The 25,196-nt window shown below is 62.2% G+C and carries 24 protein-coding genes and 1 pseudogene; 11 read left to right on the top strand and 14 right to left on the bottom strand.

Annotated elements, in window-relative coordinates:
* Window positions 1–74: 74 nt before the first annotated feature.
* The gene (locus MHK09_RS01750; RefSeq protein ID WP_250412486.1) at window positions 75–1,064 is read right to left on the bottom strand and encodes an HNH endonuclease signature motif containing protein; all 990 of its coding nucleotides are present in this window, start codon (window positions 1,062–1,064) and stop codon (window positions 75–77) included.
* A 157-nt stretch (window positions 1,065–1,221) separates the two neighbouring features.
* On the opposite strand from MHK09_RS01750, the gene MHK09_RS01755 reads away from it, so the two are divergent.
* The 6 genes from MHK09_RS01755 to MHK09_RS01780 all read left to right on the top strand — a co-directional run bounded on the left by MHK09_RS01755 (window position 1,222) and on the right by MHK09_RS01780 (window position 7,086).
* The gene (locus tag MHK09_RS01755) at window positions 1,222–2,598 is read left to right on the top strand and encodes a M20 metallopeptidase family protein (protein ID WP_005324127.1); all 1,377 of its coding nucleotides are present in this window, start codon (window positions 1,222–1,224) and stop codon (window positions 2,596–2,598) included.
* A 42-nt stretch (window positions 2,599–2,640) separates the two neighbouring features.
* Window positions 2,641–3,888, top strand: a complete 1,248-nt coding sequence (locus tag MHK09_RS01760) for a sensor histidine kinase (RefSeq protein ID WP_179386858.1) — start codon at window positions 2,641–2,643, stop codon at window positions 3,886–3,888.
* On the top strand, window positions 3,885–4,496 hold the full coding sequence (locus MHK09_RS01765) for a hypothetical protein (RefSeq protein WP_005326387.1): 612 nt from the start codon (window positions 3,885–3,887) through the stop codon (window positions 4,494–4,496). Before MHK09_RS01760 ends, MHK09_RS01765 begins: the two co-directional genes overlap by 4 nt.
* Window positions 4,493–5,158 (top strand): response regulator, encoded by a 666-nt coding sequence (locus tag MHK09_RS01770; protein WP_250410115.1) that lies wholly within the window; start codon window positions 4,493–4,495, stop codon window positions 5,156–5,158. The genes MHK09_RS01765 and MHK09_RS01770 overlap by 4 nt, the downstream gene beginning before the upstream one ends.
* A 66-nt stretch (window positions 5,159–5,224) precedes the next feature.
* Entirely contained in the window at window positions 5,225–6,436 is a 1,212-nt protein-coding gene (locus MHK09_RS01775) for a sensor histidine kinase (RefSeq protein WP_250412487.1), read from the top strand.
* Window positions 6,433–7,086, top strand: a complete 654-nt coding sequence (locus MHK09_RS01780; protein ID WP_250412488.1) for a response regulator — start codon at window positions 6,433–6,435, stop codon at window positions 7,084–7,086. The genes MHK09_RS01775 and MHK09_RS01780 overlap by 4 nt, the downstream gene beginning before the upstream one ends.
* Window positions 7,087–7,110: 24 nt before the next feature.
* On the opposite strand, the gene MHK09_RS01785 is transcribed toward MHK09_RS01780, so the two are convergent.
* Window positions 7,111–7,491: a hypothetical protein gene (locus tag MHK09_RS01785; RefSeq protein WP_023020971.1), complete on the bottom strand. Its 381-nt coding sequence runs from the start codon at window positions 7,489–7,491 to the stop codon at window positions 7,111–7,113.
* Window positions 7,492–7,664: 173 nt separating this feature from the next.
* Between MHK09_RS01785 and MHK09_RS01790 the strand changes: the two genes are divergently transcribed.
* The 3 genes from MHK09_RS01790 (at window position 7,665) to thpR (ending at window position 9,813) form a co-directional block, all read left to right on the top strand.
* Window positions 7,665–9,059 carry a YeeE/YedE thiosulfate transporter family protein gene (locus MHK09_RS01790; RefSeq protein WP_250412489.1) on the top strand — a complete coding sequence of 465 codons (1,395 nt, stop codon included), beginning with the start codon at window positions 7,665–7,667 and terminating at the stop codon, window positions 9,057–9,059.
* 85 nt (window positions 9,060–9,144) lie between these two features.
* Window positions 9,145–9,267 carry a hypothetical protein gene (locus tag MHK09_RS11730; protein WP_255342548.1) on the top strand — a complete coding sequence of 41 codons (123 nt, stop codon included), beginning with the start codon at window positions 9,145–9,147 and terminating at the stop codon, window positions 9,265–9,267.
* A gap of 3 nt (window positions 9,268–9,270) precedes the next feature.
* Window positions 9,271–9,813 (top strand): RNA 2',3'-cyclic phosphodiesterase, encoded by a 543-nt coding sequence (gene thpR / locus MHK09_RS01795; RefSeq protein WP_250412490.1) that lies wholly within the window; start codon window positions 9,271–9,273, stop codon window positions 9,811–9,813.
* Here thpR and MHK09_RS01800 read toward each other — a convergent pair.
* The 6 genes from MHK09_RS01800 to MHK09_RS01825 all read right to left on the bottom strand — a co-directional run bounded on the left by MHK09_RS01800 (window position 9,810) and on the right by MHK09_RS01825 (window position 17,217).
* Window positions 9,810–11,501, bottom strand: coding sequence for an FUSC family protein (locus MHK09_RS01800; RefSeq protein WP_250412491.1), 1,692 nt, complete (start codon window positions 11,499–11,501; stop codon window positions 9,810–9,812). The two genes, thpR and MHK09_RS01800, sit on opposite strands and share 4 nt — an antisense overlap.
* A 67-nt stretch (window positions 11,502–11,568) precedes the next feature.
* Window positions 11,569–13,026 (bottom strand): ATP-binding cassette domain-containing protein, encoded by a 1,458-nt coding sequence (locus MHK09_RS01805; protein ID WP_250412492.1) that lies wholly within the window; start codon window positions 13,024–13,026, stop codon window positions 11,569–11,571.
* The gene (locus tag MHK09_RS01810) at window positions 13,023–13,844 is read right to left on the bottom strand and encodes an ABC transporter permease (protein ID WP_023020977.1); all 822 of its coding nucleotides are present in this window, start codon (window positions 13,842–13,844) and stop codon (window positions 13,023–13,025) included. Before MHK09_RS01810 ends, MHK09_RS01805 begins: the two co-directional genes overlap by 4 nt.
* On the bottom strand, window positions 13,844–14,812 hold the full coding sequence (locus tag MHK09_RS01815; RefSeq protein WP_250412493.1) for an ABC transporter permease: 969 nt from the start codon (window positions 14,810–14,812) through the stop codon (window positions 13,844–13,846). The genes MHK09_RS01810 and MHK09_RS01815 overlap by 1 nt, the downstream gene beginning before the upstream one ends.
* Entirely contained in the window at window positions 14,809–16,413 is a 1,605-nt protein-coding gene (locus MHK09_RS01820) for an ABC transporter substrate-binding protein (RefSeq protein WP_250412494.1), read from the bottom strand. The genes MHK09_RS01815 and MHK09_RS01820 overlap by 4 nt, the downstream gene beginning before the upstream one ends.
* A 39-nt stretch (window positions 16,414–16,452) precedes the next feature.
* A complete protein-coding gene (locus MHK09_RS01825) occupies window positions 16,453–17,217 on the bottom strand; it encodes a GntR family transcriptional regulator (RefSeq protein ID WP_005326408.1) in 765 nt (254 codons plus the stop codon).
* Window positions 17,218–17,418: 201 nt separating this feature from the next.
* Between MHK09_RS01825 and MHK09_RS01830 the strand changes: the two genes are divergently transcribed.
* A complete protein-coding gene (locus tag MHK09_RS01830; protein WP_250412495.1) occupies window positions 17,419–17,955 on the top strand; it encodes a hypothetical protein in 537 nt (178 codons plus the stop codon).
* Here MHK09_RS01830 and MHK09_RS01835 read toward each other — a convergent pair.
* From MHK09_RS01835 to MHK09_RS01850, 4 genes and pseudogenes are all read right to left on the bottom strand, one after another.
* On the bottom strand, window positions 17,952–18,971 hold the full coding sequence (locus MHK09_RS01835) for an LLM class flavin-dependent oxidoreductase (protein WP_250412496.1): 1,020 nt from the start codon (window positions 18,969–18,971) through the stop codon (window positions 17,952–17,954). The two genes, MHK09_RS01830 and MHK09_RS01835, sit on opposite strands and share 4 nt — an antisense overlap.
* Window positions 18,972–19,281: 310 nt before the next feature.
* Window positions 19,282–19,413 (bottom strand): annotated as a pseudogene (locus tag MHK09_RS01840) (IS110 family transposase); the annotation flags it as partial.
* A gap of 307 nt (window positions 19,414–19,720) precedes the next feature.
* Window positions 19,721–20,542: a hypothetical protein gene (locus MHK09_RS01845; protein WP_250410128.1), complete on the bottom strand. Its 822-nt coding sequence runs from the start codon at window positions 20,540–20,542 to the stop codon at window positions 19,721–19,723.
* Window positions 20,542–21,102 (bottom strand): hypothetical protein, encoded by a 561-nt coding sequence (locus MHK09_RS01850; protein WP_250412497.1) that lies wholly within the window; start codon window positions 21,100–21,102, stop codon window positions 20,542–20,544. The genes MHK09_RS01845 and MHK09_RS01850 overlap by 1 nt, the downstream gene beginning before the upstream one ends.
* A 133-nt stretch (window positions 21,103–21,235) precedes the next feature.
* On the opposite strand from MHK09_RS01850, the gene MHK09_RS01855 reads away from it, so the two are divergent.
* Window positions 21,236–22,069 carry a DUF1266 domain-containing protein gene (locus MHK09_RS01855; RefSeq protein WP_250412498.1) on the top strand — a complete coding sequence of 278 codons (834 nt, stop codon included), beginning with the start codon at window positions 21,236–21,238 and terminating at the stop codon, window positions 22,067–22,069.
* Window positions 22,070–22,433: 364 nt separating this feature from the next.
* Here MHK09_RS01855 and brnQ read toward each other — a convergent pair whose 3' ends face one another.
* A complete protein-coding gene (brnQ, locus tag MHK09_RS01860; RefSeq protein WP_250412499.1) occupies window positions 22,434–23,834 on the bottom strand; it encodes a branched-chain amino acid transport system II carrier protein in 1,401 nt (466 codons plus the stop codon).
* Between the two features lie 204 nt (window positions 23,835–24,038).
* A complete protein-coding gene (locus MHK09_RS01865; protein ID WP_250412500.1) occupies window positions 24,039–25,169 on the bottom strand; it encodes a MalY/PatB family protein in 1,131 nt (376 codons plus the stop codon).
* Window positions 25,170–25,196: the final 27 nt, after the last annotated feature.

The raw sequence follows: 25,196 nt of genomic DNA on the forward strand, positions 1-25,196 counted from the left end.
TTTACTGTGGTCGGTTTCCGCGGCCGGGATACGCGGCTGGGATACGTGGTAGGACTGGGGCTTTAGGCGAGTAGCTAGGTTGAATCGGCCCAGGGCGGGACCCAGACTATTCGGCCCTGCCGGCGCTCCAGCCGGCCGCGCACCGGCGGCGCGTGCGGATCGTCGTCGTTGACGCCGTTGTGATACGGGCACGCCACACTGAGATTCGCCATATTGGTCTCCCCGCCGTGCTTCCACGCCTGCAGGTGGTGGATCTGGCACTTATCCGCCGGATAATTGCACTCGGCCCACGGGCAGGTGGGATTTTCCGCGCCCGCCATGAGCCGCTGCTTTTCCGAGGCATGCCGCGAGGTGCGATACAGGTTTACCGCTCCCTCATAAGGATGAACGAGGGTGACGAGCCCGCATTCGGCCAAGCGCTTTTCCACCAGCTTCGCGCCGCTGATTTCGGCACCATTGGTCAGCCGCAGCGTGATTTCCTCGCCTCCACCGCTTAAGATTTCATCCAATTCATCGAGCTGGATGATGATATTCGTCGTGGCAGTAGGCCGCGCCGTAGCCCCACCGCGGAAGAAGATATTCTCTACGGAATCAAGCGGCTTTTCCTCATTGATGCTGGCGTGCAGGTCAGCAATGAAATCGGAATCGCCGGTAATCGAAAGCGTCGACGGGCCGCCCTTGCGCCGCGTCATCCGCACACCCTTCTCCGGCTGCTTTCGCGGATACAGCTCCTTCAACCGCGTGCGCGCGAGCCGCTCCACGTCCTGGTCGGTCGCGCACAATTCAGCGCGCAGCGCCCACGCATCCCGCTTGGATTTCGTGCGCGAGACGTACTTTTCGATGATCTTCAACGTCGCCAAGCAATGCTTGGTTGCCCGGCACGAGCGCTGCCGGCGGGTGAAGGGAGTGGGGCCAAAATAGACGTCGGCAAGCGCAAGCAGGCTCCGGGCCTCCTGCCGGGGAAGCCCCAGCCGGCGCAGGTCGGCCTCGCGCGCGCCAGAGACCTCGCCGAGAAGCTCCATCGGCGAGGCAAGTTGGCGGGCGTAGTCCTGCAAGCGGGTCATGCCGGTGAGCCTAAGGCACCCCGCAAGCCCGCGGTAGCCCACCCGCGCCCGCCTGTGGATAACTCGCCCCACCCGTCACACCAACCCCGAACCCGCCGGGCGCCCTGTGGATAACCTGCGGTACCCTCGAATAGGAAAGCGAGAAAAGGAGCTCCCCATGACTGACCCGACCAAGCGAATTCGCCCCACCAACCCCGGCCGCCTGGCCGCCCCGCGCCAGGCCCAGCAGCTGCCGCCCCTGCCGGTGACGCGGGCGCGCATTGGTGAGCGGGTAGCCACCGAGGTATTCCAGGAAATGGGCGAGGGCATGCTCGAGGAGCTGCAGAATTTCCGCCGCGACCTGCACCGCAACCCGGAAATCGGCCTGGACCTACCGCGCACGCAGAAGAAGGTCCTAGAAGCGCTGGAGGGCCTGCCGCTGGAGATACACGTGGGCCAGGATTTGAGCTCGGTGGTGGCTGTGCTGCGCGGCGGCCAGCGCGGCGAGCGGCCGGTGTCGGTGCTTTTGCGCGCGGACATGGACGCCTTGGAGGTGCGCGAGCAGACCGGCAGCCCGTTCGCGTCGACGAATGGGTACATGCACGCCTGCGGCCACGACTTGCACACCGCCGGCCTGGTGGGCGCGGCGCGGATTCTGTGCGAGCACCGCGAGGAGTTGCACGGCGATGTCACCTTCATGTTCCAGCCCGGCGAGGAAGGCCCGGGCGGCGCGCTGCCGATGATTGAGGAGGGCGTGCTCGACGCCGCTGGCCGACGCCCCATTGCCGCCTACGGCCTGCACGTCGGCCCGCAGGATCGCGGCACCTTCCACTATGTGCCGGGCCCGATGATGGCCAGCTCCTCCAACCTGACCATCACGGTGTTGGGCAAGGGCGGGCACGGTTCCCGCCCGCACGATGCCATCGACCCGGTGGCGGCGCTGGCGGAGATTCAGATGTCGCTGCAGACCGCGCTGACCCGCCGCTTTGATGCGCTGGAGCCCATCGTGATTACCGTGACCAACTTGTGGGCGGGCGACGGCGCATATAACGCCATCCCGGAGCGCGCGGCTCTGGGCGCGACGGTGCGCGTGCTGCGCGATGAGAAGATCGACGCCGTGCGGCAGATGATTACGGAGGTCTCCAGTTCCGTCGCTGCTTCGCACCGGTGCACCGCACAGGTGGATTTCGAGATTTTGTACCCGACCACCAAGACCAATGCGCGCGAGAACCAATTCGCCGCCACCTTGTGGGGCCAGATGTTTGGCGCCGAGAACGTCCAGCCTTTCGACGCCCCGATGATGGCCTCCGAGGACTTCGGCTACGTCCTCTCCCAGGTGCCGGGCACGTTTATGTGGATGGGCACGGCCAATCCGGAAAAGCCCGAAAATCAGCGCGAGTGGAATCACTCGCCGATGATGCGCTTTGATGATTCCGTACTCGGCATGCAGTCCGCGGCGCTGGCGGCCGTGGCGTTTGAGCGCCTGGCTACCGAGAACGAGCATCCGTCCGCGCAGACGAAGGCCATGCGCGATGCGGCCGGGGTGCAGAAATAGATCATCCCTAGGGACTATGGCCGCGGGCTTAAGCTTGGGGCCATGGTCAGAACGAAGTGGAGTACGGCGGGCATTGTTGCCGCCTGCGCGGTGGCGAATTGGCTCGTCGGCATGGTGCTGATGAACCTCGATATTGAGGAGTACTCGCCGACATTTGAGGAGTACGGGCCCTATATCTGCACCGGGTTTGCGGTGGGCGTGCTGGGTATTATCGCCCTGCCCTTTGCCCTGGAGCACCAGCCGCGCGAGCTTTCCGACGTCGACTATGCCGGCTCCACCCGCAGCTTCATCGCCGGTTGCATCGTACTGCTGGGGTCTAGTTCCTATTTCGGCGCGGTCAGCGGAGTTGTGGCTTTTATTTCCATGGTCTCGCGGCGCTCGACCACGCGCTCGGTGGTCGCGGTGGCATGCTTTGTACTGGCGTTTGCGATAGATACTAGCTTTAACCCGTACCTAAGTTGGGACGAGATCGGATGGGTTGGGGCCATCTTCGTCGTGGTCGTGATGGTCGCGGGCTTGCTTGCAGGCCAAAAGCGCGGCAACCAGCGCGAAAAGCGGTGGCGGGTGGAACAGCAAGCCCGGATGAACCGCGAAGAGATGCGCGCCAAGGTGGAGCATGCGCGGCGAGAGGAGCGCGAAAGCATCGCGCGGGATATGCACGATTCGCTTTCGCATCGGTTGAGCCTTGTGGCTATTCATGCGGGAGCGCTGAGCTATCCGCGCGAGGGTGTGCCGGAGGAGTTTACGGAGGCTGCGCGCACCATCCGCGCTGAAGCCCAAAACGCGGTGGAAGATTTGCGCACCGTCTTAAGCGCCTTGCGCGAAGACCTTTCCCAGGACCCGCGCACCGGTGTCGAGGAGCTGGTCGCGAGCGCACGGGAGGCCGGCGCAGAGGTAACGGTGGCCTACGCGGACGGTACCGACCCGGACGTTTTCGCCGGACTATCCACGATGGCGCAGCACGCCGTGCACCGCGCAGTACAAGAGGGCCTGACGAACGCACGCAAGCACGCGCCCGGTCAGCCGGTAAGTATCACGGTGCGCGAGGCGGCCGGCGCGGTAGACATCGAGATGCGAAACCCAGTCCCGCGCGAGAAGGCAGGAACCGAAACGGGCAATGGCGCGGACACCACAGGTGGCTACGGTCTAGTGGGACTGCGCGAGCGTGTGGAGCTTTCCGGCGGGCGCATGAGCATCGCGGCTGACCAGGGAAGTCCGGAAGGAAACGAAGGCGAGGAATTCAGATGGAGGATCCAGCTACCGCTAGCGCACAAGGAGGCCACACGATGAGCGAGATGAGCTGGCAACTGCGCCATCCCGAATACGGGCTCATGCGCATCGACCTAGAAGAAACCACGGCCCGCGAGGGGTGGACGGGAAAGTACTTAGACTTTAAGCGCAGTCTTTTTATCTCCACCGTCAACGGAACCTCGCGCAAGCTCAGCTATACCGATACCGATGACTCGGCCTATAGCCTGGAATTCCTGCGCGGGCACAGCGACGATAACGCGCCCAAAGACGCAGACCGCATCGAGCTGGTGGAGCGCCGCGGTTATGTCGTGCCGGAGTTTCGCGGGCAAGGCGCGAGGGTGCTGTTTGCGGCGGTGGGGAAGCCGGACGTCGATAAGCGGCTGCATCGGGTAAGCCTATGGACGTTGCTCCTGCAGGCTGCGCTGACATTCATCGCGGCCACACTAGTCATCGAATTTTTCCCCAAATTCTTCGAAAAGCTAAACGATATTCTCGTGCCCTCGTTCCTCAATGGCGTAGTGGCGGGCCACGCGGGAATCGTGCCCGTAGCGCTGGCGGCAGTGGTAGCGGTTACTGTGGCTTATACGCCCGTCGCATCGCAGTTGTGGCGCGCGCGGTGGAATCAACCAGTAGGAAAGGGAGCATGATGGCCGATGCCCTGCGCGTAGTGCTCGTTGATGACGAGGAACTTGTCCGCAGCGGCCTGCGTCTGCTGCTATCCAACGCGCCCGATATCGAGGTCGTGGCCGAGGCGAGCAATGGCCGGGACGCGGTGGCTACGGTGCTCGACGCGCAGCCCGATGTGGTGCTGATGGATATTCGCATGCCGGTCATGGATGGCATCGCGGCCGTGGAGAAGATTCTGTCCGTTCACGCAGTGCCGATCATCATGCTCACGGCCTTCGATACCGATTCCTTCATCCTGCGGGCTCTGCGTGCCGGGGCGGCTGGGTTCCTGCTGAAGTCGACGCCGCCGGAATCGCTCATGGCGGCCGTGCGTGCGGCCGCGGCGGGGCAGCCGTTGTTGAGCCCGCAGGTCGTCGACAAGCTGGTAGGCATGCAAGGCCCCGCGCTTGACGACGCCCATTCGCACCACACCCGCACCGCTCGCAACCACCTAGGTAGGCTTAGCTCCCGCGAGCGCGAAATCGCCGAGCTGGTGGCCCAGGGCTTGAATAATCAAGACATCGCCGACCAACTGGTGGTGTCCATGGCCACGGTGAAATCGCATATGCAGCATATTCTGAAAAAGATCGGCGGTACCAGCCGCGTGCACATCGCCATTATGGTCTTAGAGGCGCGTGGCTGAGGACGGAGAATCCTCCCTGCGGGGGATACCGCAGGTGCGGCGGGTCGGCTTAGACTGGTGCGCGTTATGAAGTTATTCCGAAAATCCGACGAGATGCTCCAGCGCCCGCTGTGGCAGAAGCTCATCATTGCGGCGGTGGCAGTGATAGGCGATTTTGCCGTCTTTTCCGTCCGGTTTAGCGAGAGCGACGGATCGCCCGAAAGGCTGTTTATTTTTTTCGCGGCGACGATCGGAACGTGGATCTTATTGCCCTTTGCTCTCCGCCATGCTGCGCGGGAGCGTGACCCGCGTAGCACCCAGCCCGGCCCGCGCAGCGCGTTGGTAGCCGCAACCATTATTTCGGCGACGGTGACGATTGCTGAGCCCCGCCCCTCGGTATTTATAGCGGCGTTTTCTGTGGCCTCGCGCCGCAGCCGGTTGTGGATGGCGACGGTATGTGCGGCCATGGTGGCCTCGAAGCTGGTCACTCTCGATCTATCTCGAAGCGAAGGGCTTAATGCTCCCGGGAAGCTGGGATTTTTCATTGCCATCATCCTCCCAGCAGTAGTGGTTTTAGTCGTCGGGTTGGTTCGCTCGAACCAGAAGGAGCGCACGATTGCGCTGCAGGCGCAGGCGGAGCTCACGCACGAGGAAATGGCCACGCGGGAGAATTTTGCGCGGCAGGAAGAGCGCGACCGGATCGCGCGGGATATGCATGATACGCTCTCGCATCGGCTGAGCATGATTGCGGTCTACGCGGGCGGGTTGGCCTACCGGCAGGACTTGGATCCGGAGGAGACGCGGCAATCCGCGCGCACGATACGCGATGAAGCCGAGGCCGCCGTGGGAGATCTGCGCGAGGCGCTGCACTCGCTGCGCAGCGAAGGACGTATTGATCCGCGCGAAGGCGTGGAATCGCTGGTGGAGCGCTCCCGCCAGGCGGGCATGGACGTGGAAGTGCGCTACCAGCAGGGCGCGGGGCCGCAATCGCTGGAGGAGCTGAGCACCATGGCCGGCCACGCGCTCAACCGCGCGGTCCAGGAGGGCCTAACCAACGCCCGCAAGCACGCGCCGGGGCAGCCGGTCACCATCACCATCGCCACGCTTGCCGACGCCCTGTCTATCACCATGTCTAACCCCACCGCCCAGACTGGGGAAAAGACAGGTGTGCACAGTGGTGGGTACGGGATCGTCGGCATGCGCGAGCGCGCTAGTGTGGTGGGCGGATCGCTGCAGGTAAATGATGAGGACGATAGGTTCTCGTGGACTCTGCGCCTGCCCAGGAAGGAAGTACAGTGAGTGAGATTCGTGTGGTGCTCGTCGATGATGAGCCGCTGCTGCGCCACGGCCTGCGCATGATCTTGGAAGGCGCGCCGGGCATCAGCGTCATCGGTGAGGCCGGAAACGGCAAGGAGGGAGTGGAGCTCATCCTGGCCGAGGAGCCGGACGTGGTGCTGATGGATATTCGCATGCCGGTCATGGACGGCATCGAGGCGACGGCGCAGCTGCATTCGCTGGCCGGCGCACGGGATATCCCGGTGGTGATGCTTACCGCCTTTGATACCGACGAATTCATCCTGCACGCCCTGCGCGCTGGGGCGGTGGGCTTTTTGTTGAAGACGACGGCGCCGGAGGCGCTGGTGGCGTCGGTAAGAGCGGCGTCCCAAGGCCAGCAACAGCTCAGCCCGAAGGTGCTAGAAAACCTGGTGGGGCTGGCGGCCACACCAACGCCGCCGGAACAAGAGATGATTCAGCCTAGCGGGCTGGCCGAGCTGAGCGAGCGCGAAAATGAAATCGCCCAGCTGGTGGCCCAGGGGCTGAGCAACGCCGAGATTGCCGAGCAGCTGTTTATCTCCCTGACCACGGTCAAGACGCACATGAAGCACATCCTGGCCAAGATCGATGGCACCAACCGGGTACACATCGCAATTGCGGTGCTCGGCGGCTAGTCGCGGCTGGGCTGGCCTGGGCAACTAAGGCCGGCGGAAAATGGCGGAGGCTAGGCCCACCAGCGCGATGACGCCGACGATAAGGGACGCCACCGGCCAGTACTGCGGGAAGTACTTGAGCGTGTAGCCGAATACTTGGCCGTCATCGAACTGCTGCCATAGCGCGAAGGGCATCCACCACAGCTTGGTTAGCGCCAGGATGGCGCCCACCAAGCCGGCGGCGACGCGGCTGCCTCCGCGGAGGAAGAAGCTCGCCGCAACCAGCAGTACGCCCGCAATGGTCAGGGCGAATAGGAGGGGAGTTTCGGTGCCCAGCGGAGAGCCGCGCAGCAGGAACTCGTGGTCGATTGCGTGTTGCTCAATGAGGGTATAACCATCGAGGACAACGTCGTCTGGGATTCCCATAGGTTAATTCTCCTTAATTGTGCCCGGAGCGGCTGGGGCGCCTGAGGTGGCATAGGGAAGGCCGACGGAAACGCGGAAATCTGCCACCTTAAAACCGGGTTGTACGTCAATTATAGACAATTCTGTCTTAGAGGGCGTAGTCTGAAACCCTTGACTCGATGCAAGGAGACAGTGTGAGTATTACCGGACTTCTCACAGGCATCGCCTTCGGTGCTGTGTTGCAGCGCGGGCGCTTCTGCGTAACCGGTATGCTGCGCGATATTTTCCTCAACAAGACCTGGCGCGGCTTTACCGCCCTGCTCATTTTGATTTCCGTGCATGCCTTTGGCCTGACTCTGTTGACAGGCACGGGCGTGCTTTCGCCGGAGATTAGTGATTTTAAGCCGGTAGCCGTCATCGTGGGCGGCTTCATCTTTGGCCTCGGCATTATCTTGTCCGGTGGTTGCGCTTCCGGCACGTGGTACCGCTCGGCCGAGGGCCTGGTCGGCTCGTGGATTGCGCTGCTGTTTTATGGGCTTTCGGCCGCGGCCATGAAGTCCGGCCCGCTGTCCGGTGCCAATGACTGGTTCAAGCAGTGGAGCCTCCCAGTTACCACCATCCACGGCGCGCTGCATATCTCACCGTGGATCCTGGTGGCGGTCCTGTGGGTCGTGACCTTCCTGCTGTGGCGCCACTACCACGCCAAGGACGCCGGCCGCCCCAAGGTGGACCTGGGGCAGTCGTGGTACGCCAAGCCGCTGAACATGAACATCGCGGCCGTGCTCGTTGGCATCATTGGCACGGTGGGCTTTGTGCTTTCGGCCAACGCTGGCCGCAACGGCGGCCTCGGCATCACGACGCCGACCGCGGACATCGTCCGCTGGACCGCCACCGGCGATTCCGCGCGCATGAACTGGGGCACCCTGTTGGTTATCGGCCTGTTGGTGGGCGCGTTTATCGCCGCCAAGTCCGCCGGTGAGTTCCGCGTGCGCGTGCCCGATGCGCAGACCGCGACCCGCGCCATTTGGGGCGGCATCATGATGGGAGTTGGCGCGTCGCTGGCGGGCGGCTGCACCGTGGGCAATGGCATGGTGGAGACCTCCCTGTTTAGCTTCCAGGGCTGGGTATCGCTATTCTTTATGGCCCTGGGCGTCGGCGCGGGCGCGCGCCTGTGGCTCAAGCCGAAGAACGCGCAGAGCCGTGAGCCACAGCAGCCGCAGACCTACTCTACCGAGGAATCCGTGGATAACAAGGTGGCTTCCGCCGAGGATAAGGTGCTGCCGAGCTTTGCCACTGCCACCGGGGCGGTAGCGCTCAAGACCAAGCCTGAGGCGAAGAACAAGGCCCGCGCGCTGGGCGGCGGGCGCTATGCGCTCGATACCCTTGGCGCGGTGTGCCCGTTCCCGTTGATCGAGGCCAAGCAGGTCATGGCGGAGCTGGAGACTGGCGAGGCGCTGGTTATTGACTTTGACTGCACCCAGGCCACCGAATCCATTCCGCAGTGGGCGGCCGATGAAGGCCATGAGATTCGTGATTTCCATCGCTCGGGCGATGCTGGTTGGCAGGTCACGGTGGTCAAGGGCGGATAATTACATCATTGTCAGCTACTATGTGGAGGCAGAAGAATCGAGCGTGATTCTTGTGCCTCCTTTGTGGTTTGAAAGAAGTTATCGCATGCCCGAGTTTGATGATAATTCCACCGCTGTAGCGGATATTTTGCATGCCTTCGCCGTCTTTGAGCGCGAGGAAGAACACCTGTTGGACGCGGAACTGCGCCTCAACGTCTATGCCAGCTAGGCCATGATCCGCGTCTTTGCTGCACTATTGCCCTCGGCCGCCGCGCGCGAGCATTTGGTGCATACGCTGCGGCCCATCCACGCGGCAACCACCAACGAGCTGCGCTGGACGGATCCGGATAATTGGCATGTGACCATGGCGTTTTATGGAGAGCAGCCCCATGATGCCGCGGCGGTGCGCGAGCACCTAGCCCACGCGGTGGCTGGGCGCGCGGCGTTGGATGTGCACCTGAGCGGGGCGGGGAGCTTTGAGCAGCGCACGTTGTGGGTGGGCGTCGGCGGGCAGGCGCGCGGTGTGCGGGAGTTGATGGCGCAGTGCCAGCTTGCCGACGTCCCCTTTAACCACCACCGCCCCCACCTCACCGTTGCGCGTGCCGGCCGGCGCACCCGCGAGCCGTGGGCGCTGGCGGATTATGTGCGTGCTTTATCGGTGTATCGGGGGCCGGAATTTCGCGCGGACCGGGTGTGCCTGATGCAATCGCACCTCGGCGAGGGCCGTGGCGGTGGCCCACGCTACGAAGTTATAGAGGAGTATCCGCTGTTTTAAGCGGCGCGGGCGGTGCGGATTTCGCGGACGAGGGAATCAAGCTCCGCGCGGGTGGCGGTGCGATCCGGGTGGGTGGTGCAGAAATCTAGCAGGAAGTAACCGGCATGTTGTACGGCAATGTGGCGGGCCCAGAATTGGCGCACGGCATCGGGGTTATCCACGGCGAGGGACTGGATGGCGCGGCGCTCCGAGAGCAGCTCGTATTGCAGGTCGCGGCGGGCGGACAGTACGGCATCTGGGGTATTGACAAAGAGCAGGCCGAGCAGGGTAGCCATGGACTCCATCGCGCGGACCTGCAGGCGAGCCTGATTGCGCACGGGGGCGCTGCGCTGCCACAGCCATAGCACCGCGGTGGCGATGAGGATGGACAAGATGATTTCGCCGCAGCGGGCCTGGATGGTCGGCCACAGGGGACGGGTGGCGGAATTGCCCATGAGGAGGGCGAGCGGGGTGGAGAAGATAACGCAGATGGCGTAGTTCTTAGCCACGAAGATTTCGGCGCAGAATTGGCACGCGGCCAGCGCGAGCAGGAGCGTCCACCCTTGAATGCCAAAGTAATGGAGGATAGAAAACAGCAGCACGCCGACGACAGAGCCGAGCATGCGGTGGATGCCGCGGACGGTGCCCGGCACATGGTCGGGTCCCCATTGCAGCATGAGGAAGGCAGAGACCACGCCCCAGTCCGGGCGGTCGAAGCCGAGGGTAAGGCCCACGAGCACGGTAATGGCCGCGGAAAGGACCACCTTTTGCGTGGTGACCATGGCGTGCGAATCCCGGACCGCGGCGCGATACAAGCGGTAGCGGCCGGTGGGGCGGGTGTGCGGGATGGCGGTCCGATCCGGATCGACGTCGGTGACATTATCGGTGAGCTGATCCGAATCGGCGCCCAAATCCAAGGCGCGGTTATGCGCCACGATGGTGTGCTGCGCTGCGAGGGTGCGCTCTACTAGGTGGGCTCCCTGGGAATCGATGATGCGGCCGCCGCGGATAATGCGGGCGTCGGAAAGCGCCTGCCAGGCAGCAAAGAGCGCGGTCTGCGCCTGGTGGTGGCGGGTCAAGGAATCGTCGCGGTCATCTTTGAATGCGGCCGCGGCCTTTTCCAGTGCGGCGACCGCGCGGCGCTCGGGGCCGTGGGAGTCAATAAGCGCCGGCGCCATGCCGAGCACGAGGCTGGCTATCATGCCGGTCAGCGCCCAAAAGAGCAGCTGGCCCACGGTGACGTCGGTGCGCGCGAGCATCACCGAACCGCCGCCGACCATGACCAAGAAGAAGGTGCCCGGCGGCGGCAGGCGCAGGGCGTTTTGGGCAAAGCCGCACACGGCGGCCAGCGCTGTGGTGTACAGGCCCGCCAGCAGCAGCCACCAATGGCCGTGGCCAGGCGCAAAGATGAGGTGGCCTACCAGCACGCCCACGGCCGCGACGGTAATGAGTGCGGTGCCGGCGGTGAGCATGACGCGCGGGCGGGTGCGATAGGGGTGGCCCTCGCCAAAGATGACGGTGAACGCGCCGGTGGAAATGAGCAGGATGGCGTAGTCGTGGCCGGTCAGCAGCGCGATGGCGCCGGGCAAGAGAATCGCCAAGCCCGCGCGCAGGGCACTGGGCCAGCGCACCGAGGCGCTATTAAACGCGGTGAGCAACTGGGTGGTGCTGGGGCGCTGCGGGATGGGATAGTCAAGCTGGGTGGCCACGGAGCAGCAGGATCCTTTCTCGGCGGAGTTATCTGACCCGACTACCTTACGCCCGAAGCCGCCCGCTTTACATGTCGGCGGCCGCGATGAGCCGGCGCGTGTAGTCCGTGCCGGGCGAGGACCATATGGAGTCGGTCGCTCCGTGCTCGATGAGCCGGCCGCGGTCAAGGACCGCAACGCTATCGCATAGGTGGCGCACCACCGCGAGATCGTGGGTGACAAAGAGCAGGGTGAGCTTGCGCTTGGCGATGACCCCCGCCAATAGCTCCAGCACCTGCGCGCGCACGGACATATCGAGGGCGGAGACGGCTTCATCGGCCAGCAAGATATCCGGCTCGCCGCACAGTGCGCGGGCGATGGAAATGCGTTGGCGCTGGCCACCGGAGAACTCGTGCGGGAAGCGATCGAGGCTCTCGGCCGGCAGGCCGACCTCCTCAAGCGCGGCCGCGGCGCGAGCGCGCTTGTCGGCCTTGCTGGGACTGCCGGGGATGGCCTCTGCGATGGATTTCCAGACTTTCAGCCGCGGGTTAAGCGAGCCCTGCGGGTCTTGGAAGACCATCTGCACGCGGCCGCGGACGTCGATGTCACCGCTCGTGGGCTGGTCGAGCCCGGCGATGAGCTTGAGCAGGCTGGTCTTGCCCGAGCCGGAGCCGCCCACGATGCCGAGGCGCTCGCCGTGGTGCACGCGCAGGTCGATGCCATCGAGCGCCGCATGTGCGCCGTGGACCTTGCTGACCCCGCGTAGCGTCACTATCGCATCCTCCTCCGCCGTGGCCGGAGAAAGGCTCAGCTCCGGCGGCCGCGAGGAGGCGATGAGCGTGCGGGTATAGGGATGCTCGGGGTGGACAAGTACGCGCTCGGTGGGACCGGATTCCACCACCGCGCCCTGGTGCATGACCAAGACGTTGGGGCACATGCGGCGGATAACGCCCAGGTCATGGGTGATAAAGATCAGAGCGGTGCCGTGGGCCTTGGTCACCCGCTCGATGACGCGCAGCACGCCGTCCTGGGTGGTGGCATCCAGCGCGGTGGTTGGTTCATCGCAGATGAGGAGGTCGGGGCGCCCGGCCATGGCCATGGCGATGAGCACGCGCTGGCGCTGCCCGCCGGAGAGCTGATGCGGGAAGCGGGAGGCGACATCGGCGGCTAGGCCCACCTCGTCGAGCGCGGCCGCGCAATCGCGCACCCCGGCCTGGGAGAGCTGGGTGCCTATGCGCATGAGCGGATCTAGCGCGCTCATCGGTTCTTGGAAGACCATCGCCATGGTGGACCCGCGCAAGGGGCGGATGCGGGCATCGCGCGCGCCGATCACCTCGGTCCCGTCCACGGTCACGGAGCCGCTCGCTCGCACCCCATCGGGCAGAAGGCCCATGATGGATAGCGCCGTGAGGGACTTGCCGGAGCCGGATTCACCAATGATGCCGAGCTTCTCGCCGGCCGCGAGCTCGATATTGATGGGGCCTAGCAGGGCAGTGGTGGACCCGGTGGCGGTAACCGTCAGGTCATCTACGTGGAGCAGGCTCATCGCGCGGATCCTTTCAGGCGGGGATCGAGGAGGTCACGGAGGGCGTCGCCAAGCAGGTTAAAGCCCAGCACCGTGGCAGCAATGGCAAGGCCAGGCCAGAAGGCCTGCAGGGGAGCGGTGCCCAGCAGCGACTGGGAATCTTGCAGCATCCGGCCCCAAGAGGCCGCCGGTGGGGCGGTGCCTAGACCGAGGTAGGACAGGCCGGCTTCGGCCAGGATGGCAAGGGCGAAATAGACGGAGGCCTGCACGATGAGCAGCCCGGTGAGGTTGGGAAGGATATGGCGCAGCGCCACCTTCCAACCCGGCACCGCGGAAATGCGCGCGGAGGAAATAAAGTCCTGCGTGATAACCTGCAGCGTGCCTGAACGCGCCACGCGGGCGAAGGAGGGAATGCCGGCGATGCCGATGGCAACCATGGCAGTCAGCGTCGAAGGGCCCCACACCGCGCCGGCAATAATCGCCAACAACAGCGCGGGGAAGGCAAGCAACAGATCCGCGCCGCGCATCACCAGGGCATCTACCCATGTGCCGCGGCGCATGCCGGCCAGGATGCCCAAGGGCACGCCCACGAGGGCGGCGATGCCCACCGCCACCAGACCGACAAAGACCGTAATCTGGGCGCCCGCCATGATGCGGGAGGCGGTATCGCGCCCAAAGCGGTCCGTACCCAGGAGGTGCTCGGCGCTGGGACCGGCAAGGCGCACATCCGGGTGCGCCAGCGTCGGGTCATAGGGGGTCCACACCAGCGAAAGTAGCGCCACCAGCACCGTGGCGGCAACGAGGAAGGCGCCCAGCCAGCCAGAAAAACGCAGCTTCATTACTTCTCACCTGCCGTGATGCGCGGATCGATGAATCGGTAGGCCACATCCGTTAAGGCATTAACCACCAAGGCGAAGGCGACGAGCAGCATGACCAGGGTTTGCACCGTGGTCAGATCGCGCACCGATACCGCGTCCAAGAGCATGGAACCAATACCGGGGATGACAAAGACGGATTCGATCACCACGGCGCCCACGACCATTGTGGTTATTTGCACGCCGGCTACGGTAAGCACCGGCAGCGCCGCATTGCGCAGGCCATGGCGCTTTAGTGCCTCCCACGGGGACTGGCCGAGCGCACGGGCGGTGCGGATATAGTCTTGATTCAGTACATCAAGCACCGCCGAGCGCACGTAGCGCGTCAGCATTGCGCCTTGCACCAGGGCCAGTGCAATGACCGGCAAGATGAGGTGGCGAATAAACTCGCCCGCGCCCTGGTTGGGCGGCACCCAACCATTGGCGGGCAGCCAGCCCAGATGGACGGCAAAGATAGCCACCAGAATGATGCCGAGGAGGAAGCTTGGCACCGCAATGCCCAGCTGCGTGCCGGCCGAAACCACATCCGCGCCGCGGGTACGGTTGCGCAGTGCCAGCCACATGCCCACCGGGATGGCCCCGGCCAGTGCGAGCAGCATCGCTAAACCAATCAGGATGAGCGTGACCTGGGCGCGGTCTAGCACCAGCGGCGTAATATCCTGCTGCGAGGACAAAGACTGCCCAAAACTGCCGGTAAATAGGCCTTTTACCCACTCCCAATATTGCGTAAGCAGCGGGCGATCCAGGCCCAACTCAGAGCTGAGCTTGCCGACGGCCTCTTCTGTCGCATTCACCCCCAGCGCCACCCGCGCCGGGTTGCCCGGCACCGCGCGCATGAGCGCAAAAATGATGATGGAGGCTACAAAGAGCGTCAACGCAAAGCGCAGCAGAGGGCGCACGATGGCGCGCCCCGTAGTGCGAAGGGAACTCATCGGGCCTCCTTTTCGGTGTTATCTGCGGCGGCAGCTTTGGCGTCCGCGTCCGCGCCCGTGCCCGCGTCAGTATCGGTGTCGGCAGAAGTCAGGTCGCGCAGGATGAGCGCGTCGGTGACCTGATCCGGATGCAATCCGCGCACGCCGGCGCGGGTGAGCACGATATTGGGCATATTCATCAGTGTCAGCGCGCCAGCATCCGCCATGATTTGATCCACGGCCTGTGCCATGAGCTTGGGGTAGTCCTTCTCGGGTGCGGAATCGGCCTGGGCCAAAAGCTCGCGGGTGCGCGGGGAATCGTAGTTGAGGTAATAATCCGGATCGCCGAACAAGGTAGGCACATCGCGCGGCTCCACGTGGGAGATGAGCGACATCTGATAGTCCTTAGCCCCCATCACCTGGCCTAGCCACACGGCCGGGAATTCGGCGGATTCCAGCGTCACCTTAAAACCAACCTCAGTAAGCTGCGAGTACAGCAGCTCGGCGACGGTCTGGGCGTAGGGCAGCGTCGGCGTGGTCAGTGTAATTTCGGCGCCTTCCGCGCCGGCCTCCGTGAGCAGCTGGCGGGCCTTATCTGGGTCGTAGTTGTAGTAGTGCTTGCCCTCGAACCACGGATCCGTGGGCGGGATCGGTGCGCCGCCGGTGTCCTTGGCCATGCCATTCCACAAAATGTCATTGGCCGCCGAGCGGTCCACGGCATAGGCCACGGCCTGGCGCACCCGTGGATCGTCGAAAGGCGCGCGGGCATTATTCATAGACAACAGCACCTCACCATTGGTGGTGCCGACCTCGGTAGCGATGCCCTCCTTGACGTCGTCGAGAAGCTCCGGGTTTTGCACGCCCCAGACCACGTCCACGCCGCCGGCCTGCAGTGCATTGACCGAGGAGATGGTATCCGGGAAATAGCGCACCGTGACATCCTGCGCGGCGGGCCTTCCCCAATATTCGTCGCGAACGTGCAGCTCAACGAATTCCGAGGGCGCAAAGCGGGACACCTCATAGGGGCCGGTTCCCACTGGCTGCGCGGCGAGGTTATCCATGCCGTGTGGCGTCATCATCGCGCCGGTGGCCGTTCCCATGGACCACAGCCAGCCATTTGAAGGCTGCTTGAGGTGCACTTTTAGCGTGCGTTCCTCGGCTGCGGTGACCTTGTCTACCGGATCCATGGCGGCGGCGATTCCGTTGGTCCACTTCTCGCGCACATAGTTAATGGAAAAGGCTGCGGTCTCAGCGTTAAAGGCATCGCCATTGGAAAAGGTGACGCCCTTGCGCAGGTGGAAAGTATAGGTACGGGCATCGTCACTAATATCCCACGAAGTAGCAAGTCCTGGGGTAATGGAGCCGTCTTCATCGATGCGCACGAGGGTCTCGTACACGTTGTCCATAAGCACGGCGGGGATGGCGGCGCCACCGGTGGTGGTGAAATCCAGCGAGGTGGCGGCAGAGGTGGAAGCCACGGTGAGGGCAGAAGGTGCGGTGTCGCTGTCTTCCTGGGTGGTATCGACCACCGCGGTATGGCCCGCGGAACACGCCGAGAGGGTTCCTACAGCGGCCGCCATGGCGAGGCTGCCCAGCGCCCTACTGGCGCGAAATCTTCTCATAGAAAGCAGGGTAGCCGGTGGGTTTAGCTGCCGTGAAACTTATGCAAAATTTCCCGGAGTGGGGATAACTTCTAGGGGTGAAACGCCCCCGCGCACGCTATTCATCGCCAGCTTCATGCGGTCCGCGCGGTAAAGATAGACTGCCAATTCCACTGGTTCGCCGGAGTGGTTGGAAATCTCCATCTGCAGCCGCCACAGCGGGGTACCCGTAGCCACGCTAAGCGCTTCAGCATCCTCGGCATTGGCTTCCTCCAACGTGAGTTCGCGGCGCACATTATCAAAGTCCACGCCGCAATCGCGCAGGTGCGCATGAATGGATCCGGCATCCGCATCGAAGTCCAGGATGTGCTTTCCCACCACCATGGGGAAATACATGCGCTCGATGGCAATGGGGTGGTCCTCGGCATAGCGCACGCGGTGGACAAAGACGACATTTTGTTCTGGGTCTACGCGCAGAAAGCGGGTGATGTCTCGCGGCGCGCGGCGGCGAGCCAGCCACAGGGTGTGCTGCTGCGGATCCACGTCATATTCGCTCAGCCAGCTGGAAATGGAGTAAATCGATTCAAAAAGCTCTGCCTGGGTGGAGGCCAAAACGGTGGAGCGGCGCCCGCGGCCAGAGGACACCAGCCCTTCGGCCCGCAAAGCCGCTACCGCTTGGCGCACGGGTCCGCGGGAAGAAGAAAACTTCTCGCACAAGTCTGCTTCACTGGGCAGGAAATCGCCTGGTTGCAGCACACCGGAGCTGATCTGTTCCCGCAGGTAATCAGCGATCTTCTTATGCTGCTGTTTATCGCGTGGGCTCATTCAACCTTTGTCCTTAGTTTCTCCGGGGCCTTTCCCAGCGGAGCGAAACACAGTAATGCTATTCCATTTTGCAAAGGCGCGCTAATGGAACACCGCCACTGAGAAGACAACGCGTTGCCCGAGTGAAGGCGTTCAAATAATAAACCACGCGCCGTTCGACCAGAGCCGAGATGCTAGGCGAACACGCTAGGCTAAGTGTCCGTGGACGAGAGCACCGAAACGATTGAAGTACGCGCGGCCAGCGGCAGCGTGCGCCTAGGCAAGGCGGTAACGGTGGCGGTCATCATCGCCGTTGCCCTGCTTGTAATCGGCGGGGTGCTTATTTACTCGGCGCTGCAGGAACCGGCTGGTACGCGCCTGCACTTCGTTTATCTCATTGCCGCGCTCATGCCCCTAGGCGGGGCGTTGTGCGCCATGTTGGCGGTGGTGGCCTCCGCGCGACGCCGGGCGCGTCCGGTGCTGTGCATTGGCGAGAAAATTTCCTTGCCCCACCAGCGGACCAGTTTCGCCGCCTCTGAGCTAGAGCGCGTGCAGTTCTATTCGCTCGAGTCGGATCAGAATTTCCTTGCCCTGATCCCAGGCGGGGTGCGCGTTTCTACCTTGGCAGAAGCCCAGCGGTATTCGGCCCGCCTGCCGGAGCAGGCGAACCTGGGCCAGCGAGAGCTCGAGGGAAAGCTCCGGGAACGGTTTCCCGGCGTTCCCATCGACCACCTGGGTCAAGTGCGGGCCGAAGACTAGCTCGGGGTGCCGGCTACGCGTGCCGGATCGAGCTGCCAGCCCTGCGCGAGCAGCTGCATATTCTTGATTACTTCCTCGTGCGAGCTGGACTGCAGCGAGACCATGAGCTCATCGGCCTTGGCGTGCTCTTGGAAGGTATCGAGGTAGGCGGCCACCTCATCGGCGGTGCCTACGGCGGAGTACTTCAGCATGTCTAGGATCTGCTGGCCCTGGTACGAGCCGACGATCTGCTCTACCTGCTCATCGGTGAGGTGCTTGCCGCGGCCGGCGAAGGCCTTGACGCGGTTGAAGCACACGCGCTCGTATTCTTCCTGTGCCTCTTGGGTGGTATCGGCGGCAGTGACGTTGACGCCGGCGATGACATAGGGCTTGCTAAAGCGCTCGGAGGGTTGGAAGTGCTCGCGGTAGTAGGTGGTGGCTTGCTCGAGGTGCTGCGGGGCAAAGTGGGAGGCAAAGGCATAAGGCAGGCCGAGCTTGGCGGCCAGCGAGGCGCCGAACATGGACGAGCCCAAAATATAGATCGGCACGTTGGTATTGGCACCTGGAACGGCGCTGACCCCCGGGATATAAGACTTGCCCTCGAGATAGGAGTTGAGCTCTTTGACGTCTTCGGGGAAGCGTTCGGCAGAGTGGGCGTCACGGCGCAGCGCGCGGCCCAGGGTATTCATGTCCGTACCGGGGGCGCGGCCCACGCCCAAGTCAATGCGCTCGGGGTACATCTCCTCCAAGGTGCCGAATTGCTCGGCGATGACATAAGGCGAGTGGTTGGGCAGCATCACGCCGCCGGAGCCCAAGCGGATGCGCTCGGTCTTCGCACCGATGTGGGCGATGAGCACGGCCGGGGAAGAGGACATGATGGACTTCATATTGTGGTGCTCGGTGTACCACATGCGGGAGTAACCCAGCTTTTCTGCTTCCTGTGCCAATTGCACGGAGCGGGCGATGGACTGTGCTGGAGTTTCGCCCTCATAGATGGTGCAGAAGTCCAAGACGGAAAGATGCGCGCGTTCGGTCACGGGGGAGCCTTCCTTTTGCTTTCGGAAAATTCTGTCTAAGTTCTCTTCTTCCAACGGTACGCGCCGCCTGACTATTCCGGGCGAGGTGATACCGCATCGCCGCCGGGACCTGTTGACATAAAAATCCCCTCCGCCTCGGCACCGTGGTGAGTTGCGGAGAGGTGTTCCTATAGGGGGTGTCAAGTTCGTGGGTGAGGTTGTTGAGGGGCGTGAGGGGCTTCTGCTTTGCTTTGTGGATGTTGTTTTCGGGCATCTTGAAGAGGCGATTGGGCTTGCTGTGCAATCGCCTTGGGATGAGGTTCTGTTGGTTCTAGGCTGCTGCGGCCTCCTGGATTGTGGAGATGTCTCGGTAGAGCTCGCCGTTTCGCATCATGGTAAAGAGAACGTTTAGGCGTCGGGGTGGGAGTTCGACGACTGTGGCGTTGTGTCTTTTGCCTTCTTTGTCTTAATCACTGGGACTGGGTAGACAAGGTTGGTACTGGCATCCACAAGACTGTGAGGCCTCATGCCGCCTGGGTTGGGTCAGGTTCTTATTGGCAGTTTGAGCATGCCGCCCCAGAGCATTTTAAGACAGGGACAGCATTAAGCCATACCGAATCCAGTGACTAGTTCCAGCGTCCTTTCAGAGGGGGGAACGGAAATAAACATAGCCTGCCCAATCGGGTGGACAGGCTATGAATCTTCGGTGCCCTAAGGGGAACCGCTAACAACGTAATGGGCTGTCTCTACAAGCGTGGGTAAGCCTATTTCTACTTGGCCACGCCGAGGTTAACTAGCGTTTTCTTTGCCACCTCAGGGTCATTGCTTTGGATCGTGTACTCAACAATTCCTTGGCTATCTGGGAGGATTTCCGCGACGCTCGTGAAAGAATCCAATTTCTGGGCCTTGAACGTTGATCCGCGCGTTGATTCTGCCGGAATCTCAACGGTATCGAGGAGAGGCTTGCCGTCACGAACAGCGGCGGTGGCGGAAGGATCGTCGGTAAAGAGTACGAAGCCAACCTCAGGTGCCTTCGCAGTATCCACGCCACAGTTAGTGCCCTTCGCCTTTGGAGCAGGTGAACCGTCCGCACCGTAGTAGTTAAACTGCACGTCATAATCAGTGCAGTACTTCGCGAAGTCAGCAATCGGTTCGGGTGCGTGGTCGGCAGGAGTAAAGTCGCTCAGTGTGTCGCCCGTGGTATCTCCTCCGGTCTCGTTAGTAGCGTTATCGTCGGCGAAACCGGAATTAGCGGGTGCGTCAGCAGCGGGCTGTTCCGGAGGAGCGGACTCTTCGGACTTGGAACCAAAGAGCGCGTCTTTGGCTGCGAAATAGGCAATCACTACCACAACGATGACGGCTATCACTACCGGAACGAGCAATAGCTGCTTTTTGGTGCTGAGACCTGGCGACCCGCCATTGCCGCGAGCGTCTGCCGCATTCGCTGGAGACGCACCTTTACTTGGCAACGACCCGTGCTCGATGTATCCGCGATAGGTATTCTCCGCTTTCGATGAGGAGCGCTTGATGTGTGACGTATCTTCTGCCCCATTAAGCCGGTCGGGCGAACCGGGGTATGCAAGTCGGTTCATTATTCAGTCCACCACCGTGAATCAATGTCGGAATATAGGGAACGCATCGACTCAACATGCTCTTCCAAGCTATTGCGGTTGAGTCGATCCTTGTTATCTTTCCATCGCTTGAAGAGCTCCGTGGAAGACACCGAGCGCGAGGCTTCCGTCCGTGTTTCCCTGCCTGCTGTCAGAGCCCACTGGGCAGCAAACTGTATACGTTCTGCCGCTTTTTCAGTGAAACCACTCCACACTTTGTACGTGTCGTAGAGCTGTGCCACGACCGCCCAACCGTCTTCGTAAGGCAGGGCAATGACGTTTCCGAGGTTGTCAAGCTCAAGAAATTCAAAATGAGATGGGTCTTTTTTGTTGCTGGATACTAGAATCCTTCGGTTGGTGACAAAAGCAGCACCGTCCACCCCACTGGCTTTAGTAGTGGCGGCTTCCAGCACGATCTCGTCGACACCAAGGCCTTCCACAACGGCCACGGCGGCAGCGCGCAAGCTCTCGGAATCGCCGGCACGTTCAAGTGCAGCACCGAGGTCTGGTCGGTCGGTCAATGCGGTTTGGGGGTCTGTCATGCAATCGAGGTTAACAATCCAACTAAATTTGCGGCTTGGGAGTGTCAAATTAGCACGTAAAACAACCCAAATATGGGGGTACTCTCGGAGGATCCACTGACTCTAGGCTAAATTCTCGGTACTTTGTTGGGTTATGAGCCCAACGTTCACGCCCGCAAAGTTTGATGATTCTACGCCCTACATGCTTGCCAAATTCCCATGGCCGGAACCGGAGCCAAGCGCAGATGAGGTACGCCGTCACTCGTGGGGGATGGTGTATAAGGAAAATAAATCGTTTGCCACTCCGTTAGGGGGCAAGGAGATCGGCAAGGTGACGGCTGAGCAGTACAAAGAATTCCTTGAGCAAAGCTATGGGGTAACCGGTGTGCAGGAGGCTCATCAGGTTATTGATCATTTCCTCGAGGGGGGCCAACATGTGGAAAATGATTTTCTATTACCGCTTGCTTACGCCGTGAAGGATGTTCCAGAACACGAACTTGCGGCGGAAATCGAGGAAAAGGTCGAGTTTCTCAAAGATTTCTTCGCTGGAACGGGTGTAGATACGCGCGGCGGAGAACATAAGTTCCGTCATCTCGTTCGGTTATTGCGTTCGGAAAAATTTGTCTCGGCAACAGCTCCGGCACTCCCCACGACTACTCGTGCATGGGACATTATCCGAGTCCACAACGTCGGCGGACCAGCAACGGAGTTGGGATGGATCTCGCCAGAAGAGTTTCTGCAGATTTCAGATAAGGCCGTGGCGGCGCTGCAGCACCACTTCGTCTCGTGGGCCGACGTCGCCGCGAGCTTCTGGTGGGGAAGAATGATCTGGGCATGTGATGGCGAGCCCGACGTCGCCACGGCTATGAAGCAACAAACAGTACGTTTCACCGAGCTACTCGCCAAAAGTAAATCGCCTTGGGTGCGCGTGCCCTTGCATGGCAACTCGGCCGAGGAGCCATTTTCATCCTTAGACGGTCTGCGCTAGCTTGTTGTTTCCGCTTTTTGCGTGGCGATAGCAGCCATCGGTGACACGAGTTTGGCCCTGAGTCTAGAGCCGGTCAGCGCCTCGACATCGGCGCCGAACGCGCGATAATCGGCGCCCAGTTGCATGGCTTGGCCGCGCAGAATGTGGTCCTTCGGCTCTCGGCCCGATGTAGTCGAAAACTACCAAGCGGACGTCGCGATTGTTAAACCTACTGTGGACGGGGCGCTCGTAACCCAAACCCAGTGAGGACATCAGCGGCGTACACTGTCCCCATACCCCGAGGCCGCGCGATGCACCCAAGAATCTGCTCGACCGCGGGTTCTGGGTGCATACGTCCCAGTGGGGGTAAGGCAGGACTAAAAGACTAAGCCTCAGCGAGGGCATCGGCCTCCGCCGGCTCTGCCGCCGGCGGGTTGGCAGCGGCGTGCTTTTCGCCGGCCTTGGTGGCGATATCGACAACGAGGCCGATAACTGCCGCGATAGCGGTAGGAACAATCCAGCCCAAGTCCACGGACTGGCCGGGCGCCAGGCTCAAGAGGGGATCGAGTGTGTCGGCGCCCCAGCCCTGGGCGGCGATGACGGACAGAGCCGACCACAGCACCGATACCCACAGCGCCAGGCGGTAAGTCCAGTAAAAGACGACGGACTTTTTCACCATCGGCTGGATCAGAGTGAGAGCGATAAGGGAGATGGCTGGTGGGTACAAGAAGGTGATGAACGGAACCGCGATAGACAGAACCGTATCCAGGCCCTGGAAGGCAAAGAGGATGGACAGCGCGGTAAACAGGCACGCCCATACGTGGTACTTGACCTTGGGCATGAGCATCTCAAAGAAGGCCGAGGTGGAGGTGATAAGGCCCACCGCGGTGGTCATGCAGGCCAGGATGACGATGGCAGAAAAGACGGCCTGGCCGATGGTGCCCATGGTGAGATTGGCGGCGTCGGCAAGCAGGGGCGCTCCCGACTCATAGGACTGGCCATTAGGGATAGTTTGGCCCACCCATGCCAAGCCCAGGTAGATTGCGGCCAGCAAAAAGCCCGCAATAAGCGCGGCGGTGATGGTGCCGTTGACCAGGGACTTGCGGGTCTTAAAACCCTTGGAGCGCAAGGACGCAACAATCACGATGGAAAAGGCCAAGCCGGCAATCGCGTCCATGGTGTTATAGCCCTCGAACAAGCCGGTGACCATGGGGGAAGAAGAATAATCCTCAGTAGGGGTCTGGGGATCGCGGCCGTTGCTAAAAGCGGCCAAAGTGATAAGGACGATCAACAGCGCTACCAGGGCTGGGGTAAGGAACTTGCCCAAGGTATCGATGATGGTGTTCGGGCTCCAGGCCAGCACTAAAGCGATAAGGAAGAAGACGATATTGAAGATGCCATTGGCCATCGTTCCTTCCCAGCCCAGAAGCGGGGTGATGGCGGTTTCCATGGACACGGCGCCGGTACGCGGCAGGGCGTAGAAGGCACCGATGGCCAGGTAGGCCATCACGGAAAAGACCAGGCCGAAGAGGGCGCCGCCGTTGGAGCTCAAATCGCGCACGGAGCGGCCAGAAATGGCAACGGCAACAATAGCTAGGACCGGAAGGAGCACGCCGGCGGCAAGAAAGCCGAGGACGGCGGGCCAAAAGTTGGTGCCGGCCGAAACGCCCACCATGGGCGGGAAGATGAGGTTGCCGGCGCCGAAGAACATCGAAAACAGCATCAGCGACGCAATTACGATGGTGGCGCCGGGCTTAGAGGTGCTTGACGCAACTGGGGTAGCCATTGTGGCTCCTTAATTTTCCATGTACAGCTAGAATGCGAGGAAGCTTCCCCATTCCGCCGAGGGTGGTGGCGGAGGTGGGGTACCTCTTCGTGGTCCGAGGTGGCGGGTCACGCCTGTTCGTGTAATGGGACATTACCGCCCACATGGTGAGAAATCAAAGCGTGGGGGTGACGCAGAATACATGGTGGTCCCAGCTGGGCCGGCCTAATCGAGGTCCGCGAAGGCGCGCTCCATGCGGTCGAGCGCTTCTTCCAAGATTTCGCGCGAGGTAGAAAAGTTCAACCGTGCATGGCCCGGGCCGCCAGTGCCGAAGGTGTCGCCCTCATTGAGTGCCACCTTGGCATTCTCGCGCAGCCACTTGGCCGGCTGCGGATTGCCACCGATGGCGGTATCGGCAAAGTCCAACCACAGCAGGTATGTGGCATCCGGTTTGCTGGTCTTTAGCCCGGGGATGCGCTTGGGCAGCTCCTCCACCAACCAATCGCGAGTCTCGCGCAGGTAGGCCACCTCTTCATCGAGGAAATCGCCGCACTCGCGGTAGGCGGTCTCCGCGGCCAACACTCCCAAGGTGCCCGTGCCATCCTTGGCCACGCCAGAAAGGCAGTTCCAGGTCTGAACATCGGCCGGGTTGGAGAAAATCATCTGCGCGCACTTGAGGCCGGCGGTGTTAAAGGCCTTAGACGTAGCGGTGACCGTGATGGTGCGCTCCGCGGCCGCCGCGCCGAGCGAGGCTACCGGGATATGCCGGCCCTCATAGACCAGCGGGGCATGGATTTCATCGGCCAAGATGCGCGCGTCATACTTCTCCGCCAGCTCCACTAGCTCGGTGAGGAACTCCTCATCCAAGGCGCGGCCGAGCGGATTATAAGGATTGGCCAGCAAAATGGAGCCCGCGCCCGCTTGGAAGGCGCGCTCAATATCGTCGAGCTCCAAGCTGGTTTCGATCTTCTCGCGGCCCGCGGTGCGTGGCAGCTCCAAAAGCGGTGGGTAGGAAGGAACTGGCACGATCACGGGGGAGTCCTCGCGGGTGAAGTACTGTACGCCGAGCAAGAGGCCGCGCACTACATCGCCGATCCAGACAATATGGTCGGAGTTGGGGCGCCAGCCGTAGCGGTCGTTGTAGAAATCGGCCACCGCTTCGCGCAGCCCCGAGGCCTTGGGCGCTGGGGTATAGCCAAAGGATTCCTTATCCACCATGTCTTCCAGTGCCTTCTTTACGGCGGGCGCGGTGGGGAAATCGGACTCCGCGATCCACAGCGGCAGGACGTCTTCCTCGAAGACGGTCCACTTGCGGGTTCCGCGGGCTTGCAACTCTTCTAGGCTAGGAAACTCCATGGCCATAACCATAACGCGAAGCCCGCG

It is taken from the genome of Corynebacterium tuberculostearicum, assembly GCF_022347235.1.
Taxonomy (GTDB): domain Bacteria; phylum Actinomycetota; class Actinomycetes; order Mycobacteriales; family Mycobacteriaceae; genus Corynebacterium; species Corynebacterium tuberculostearicum_F.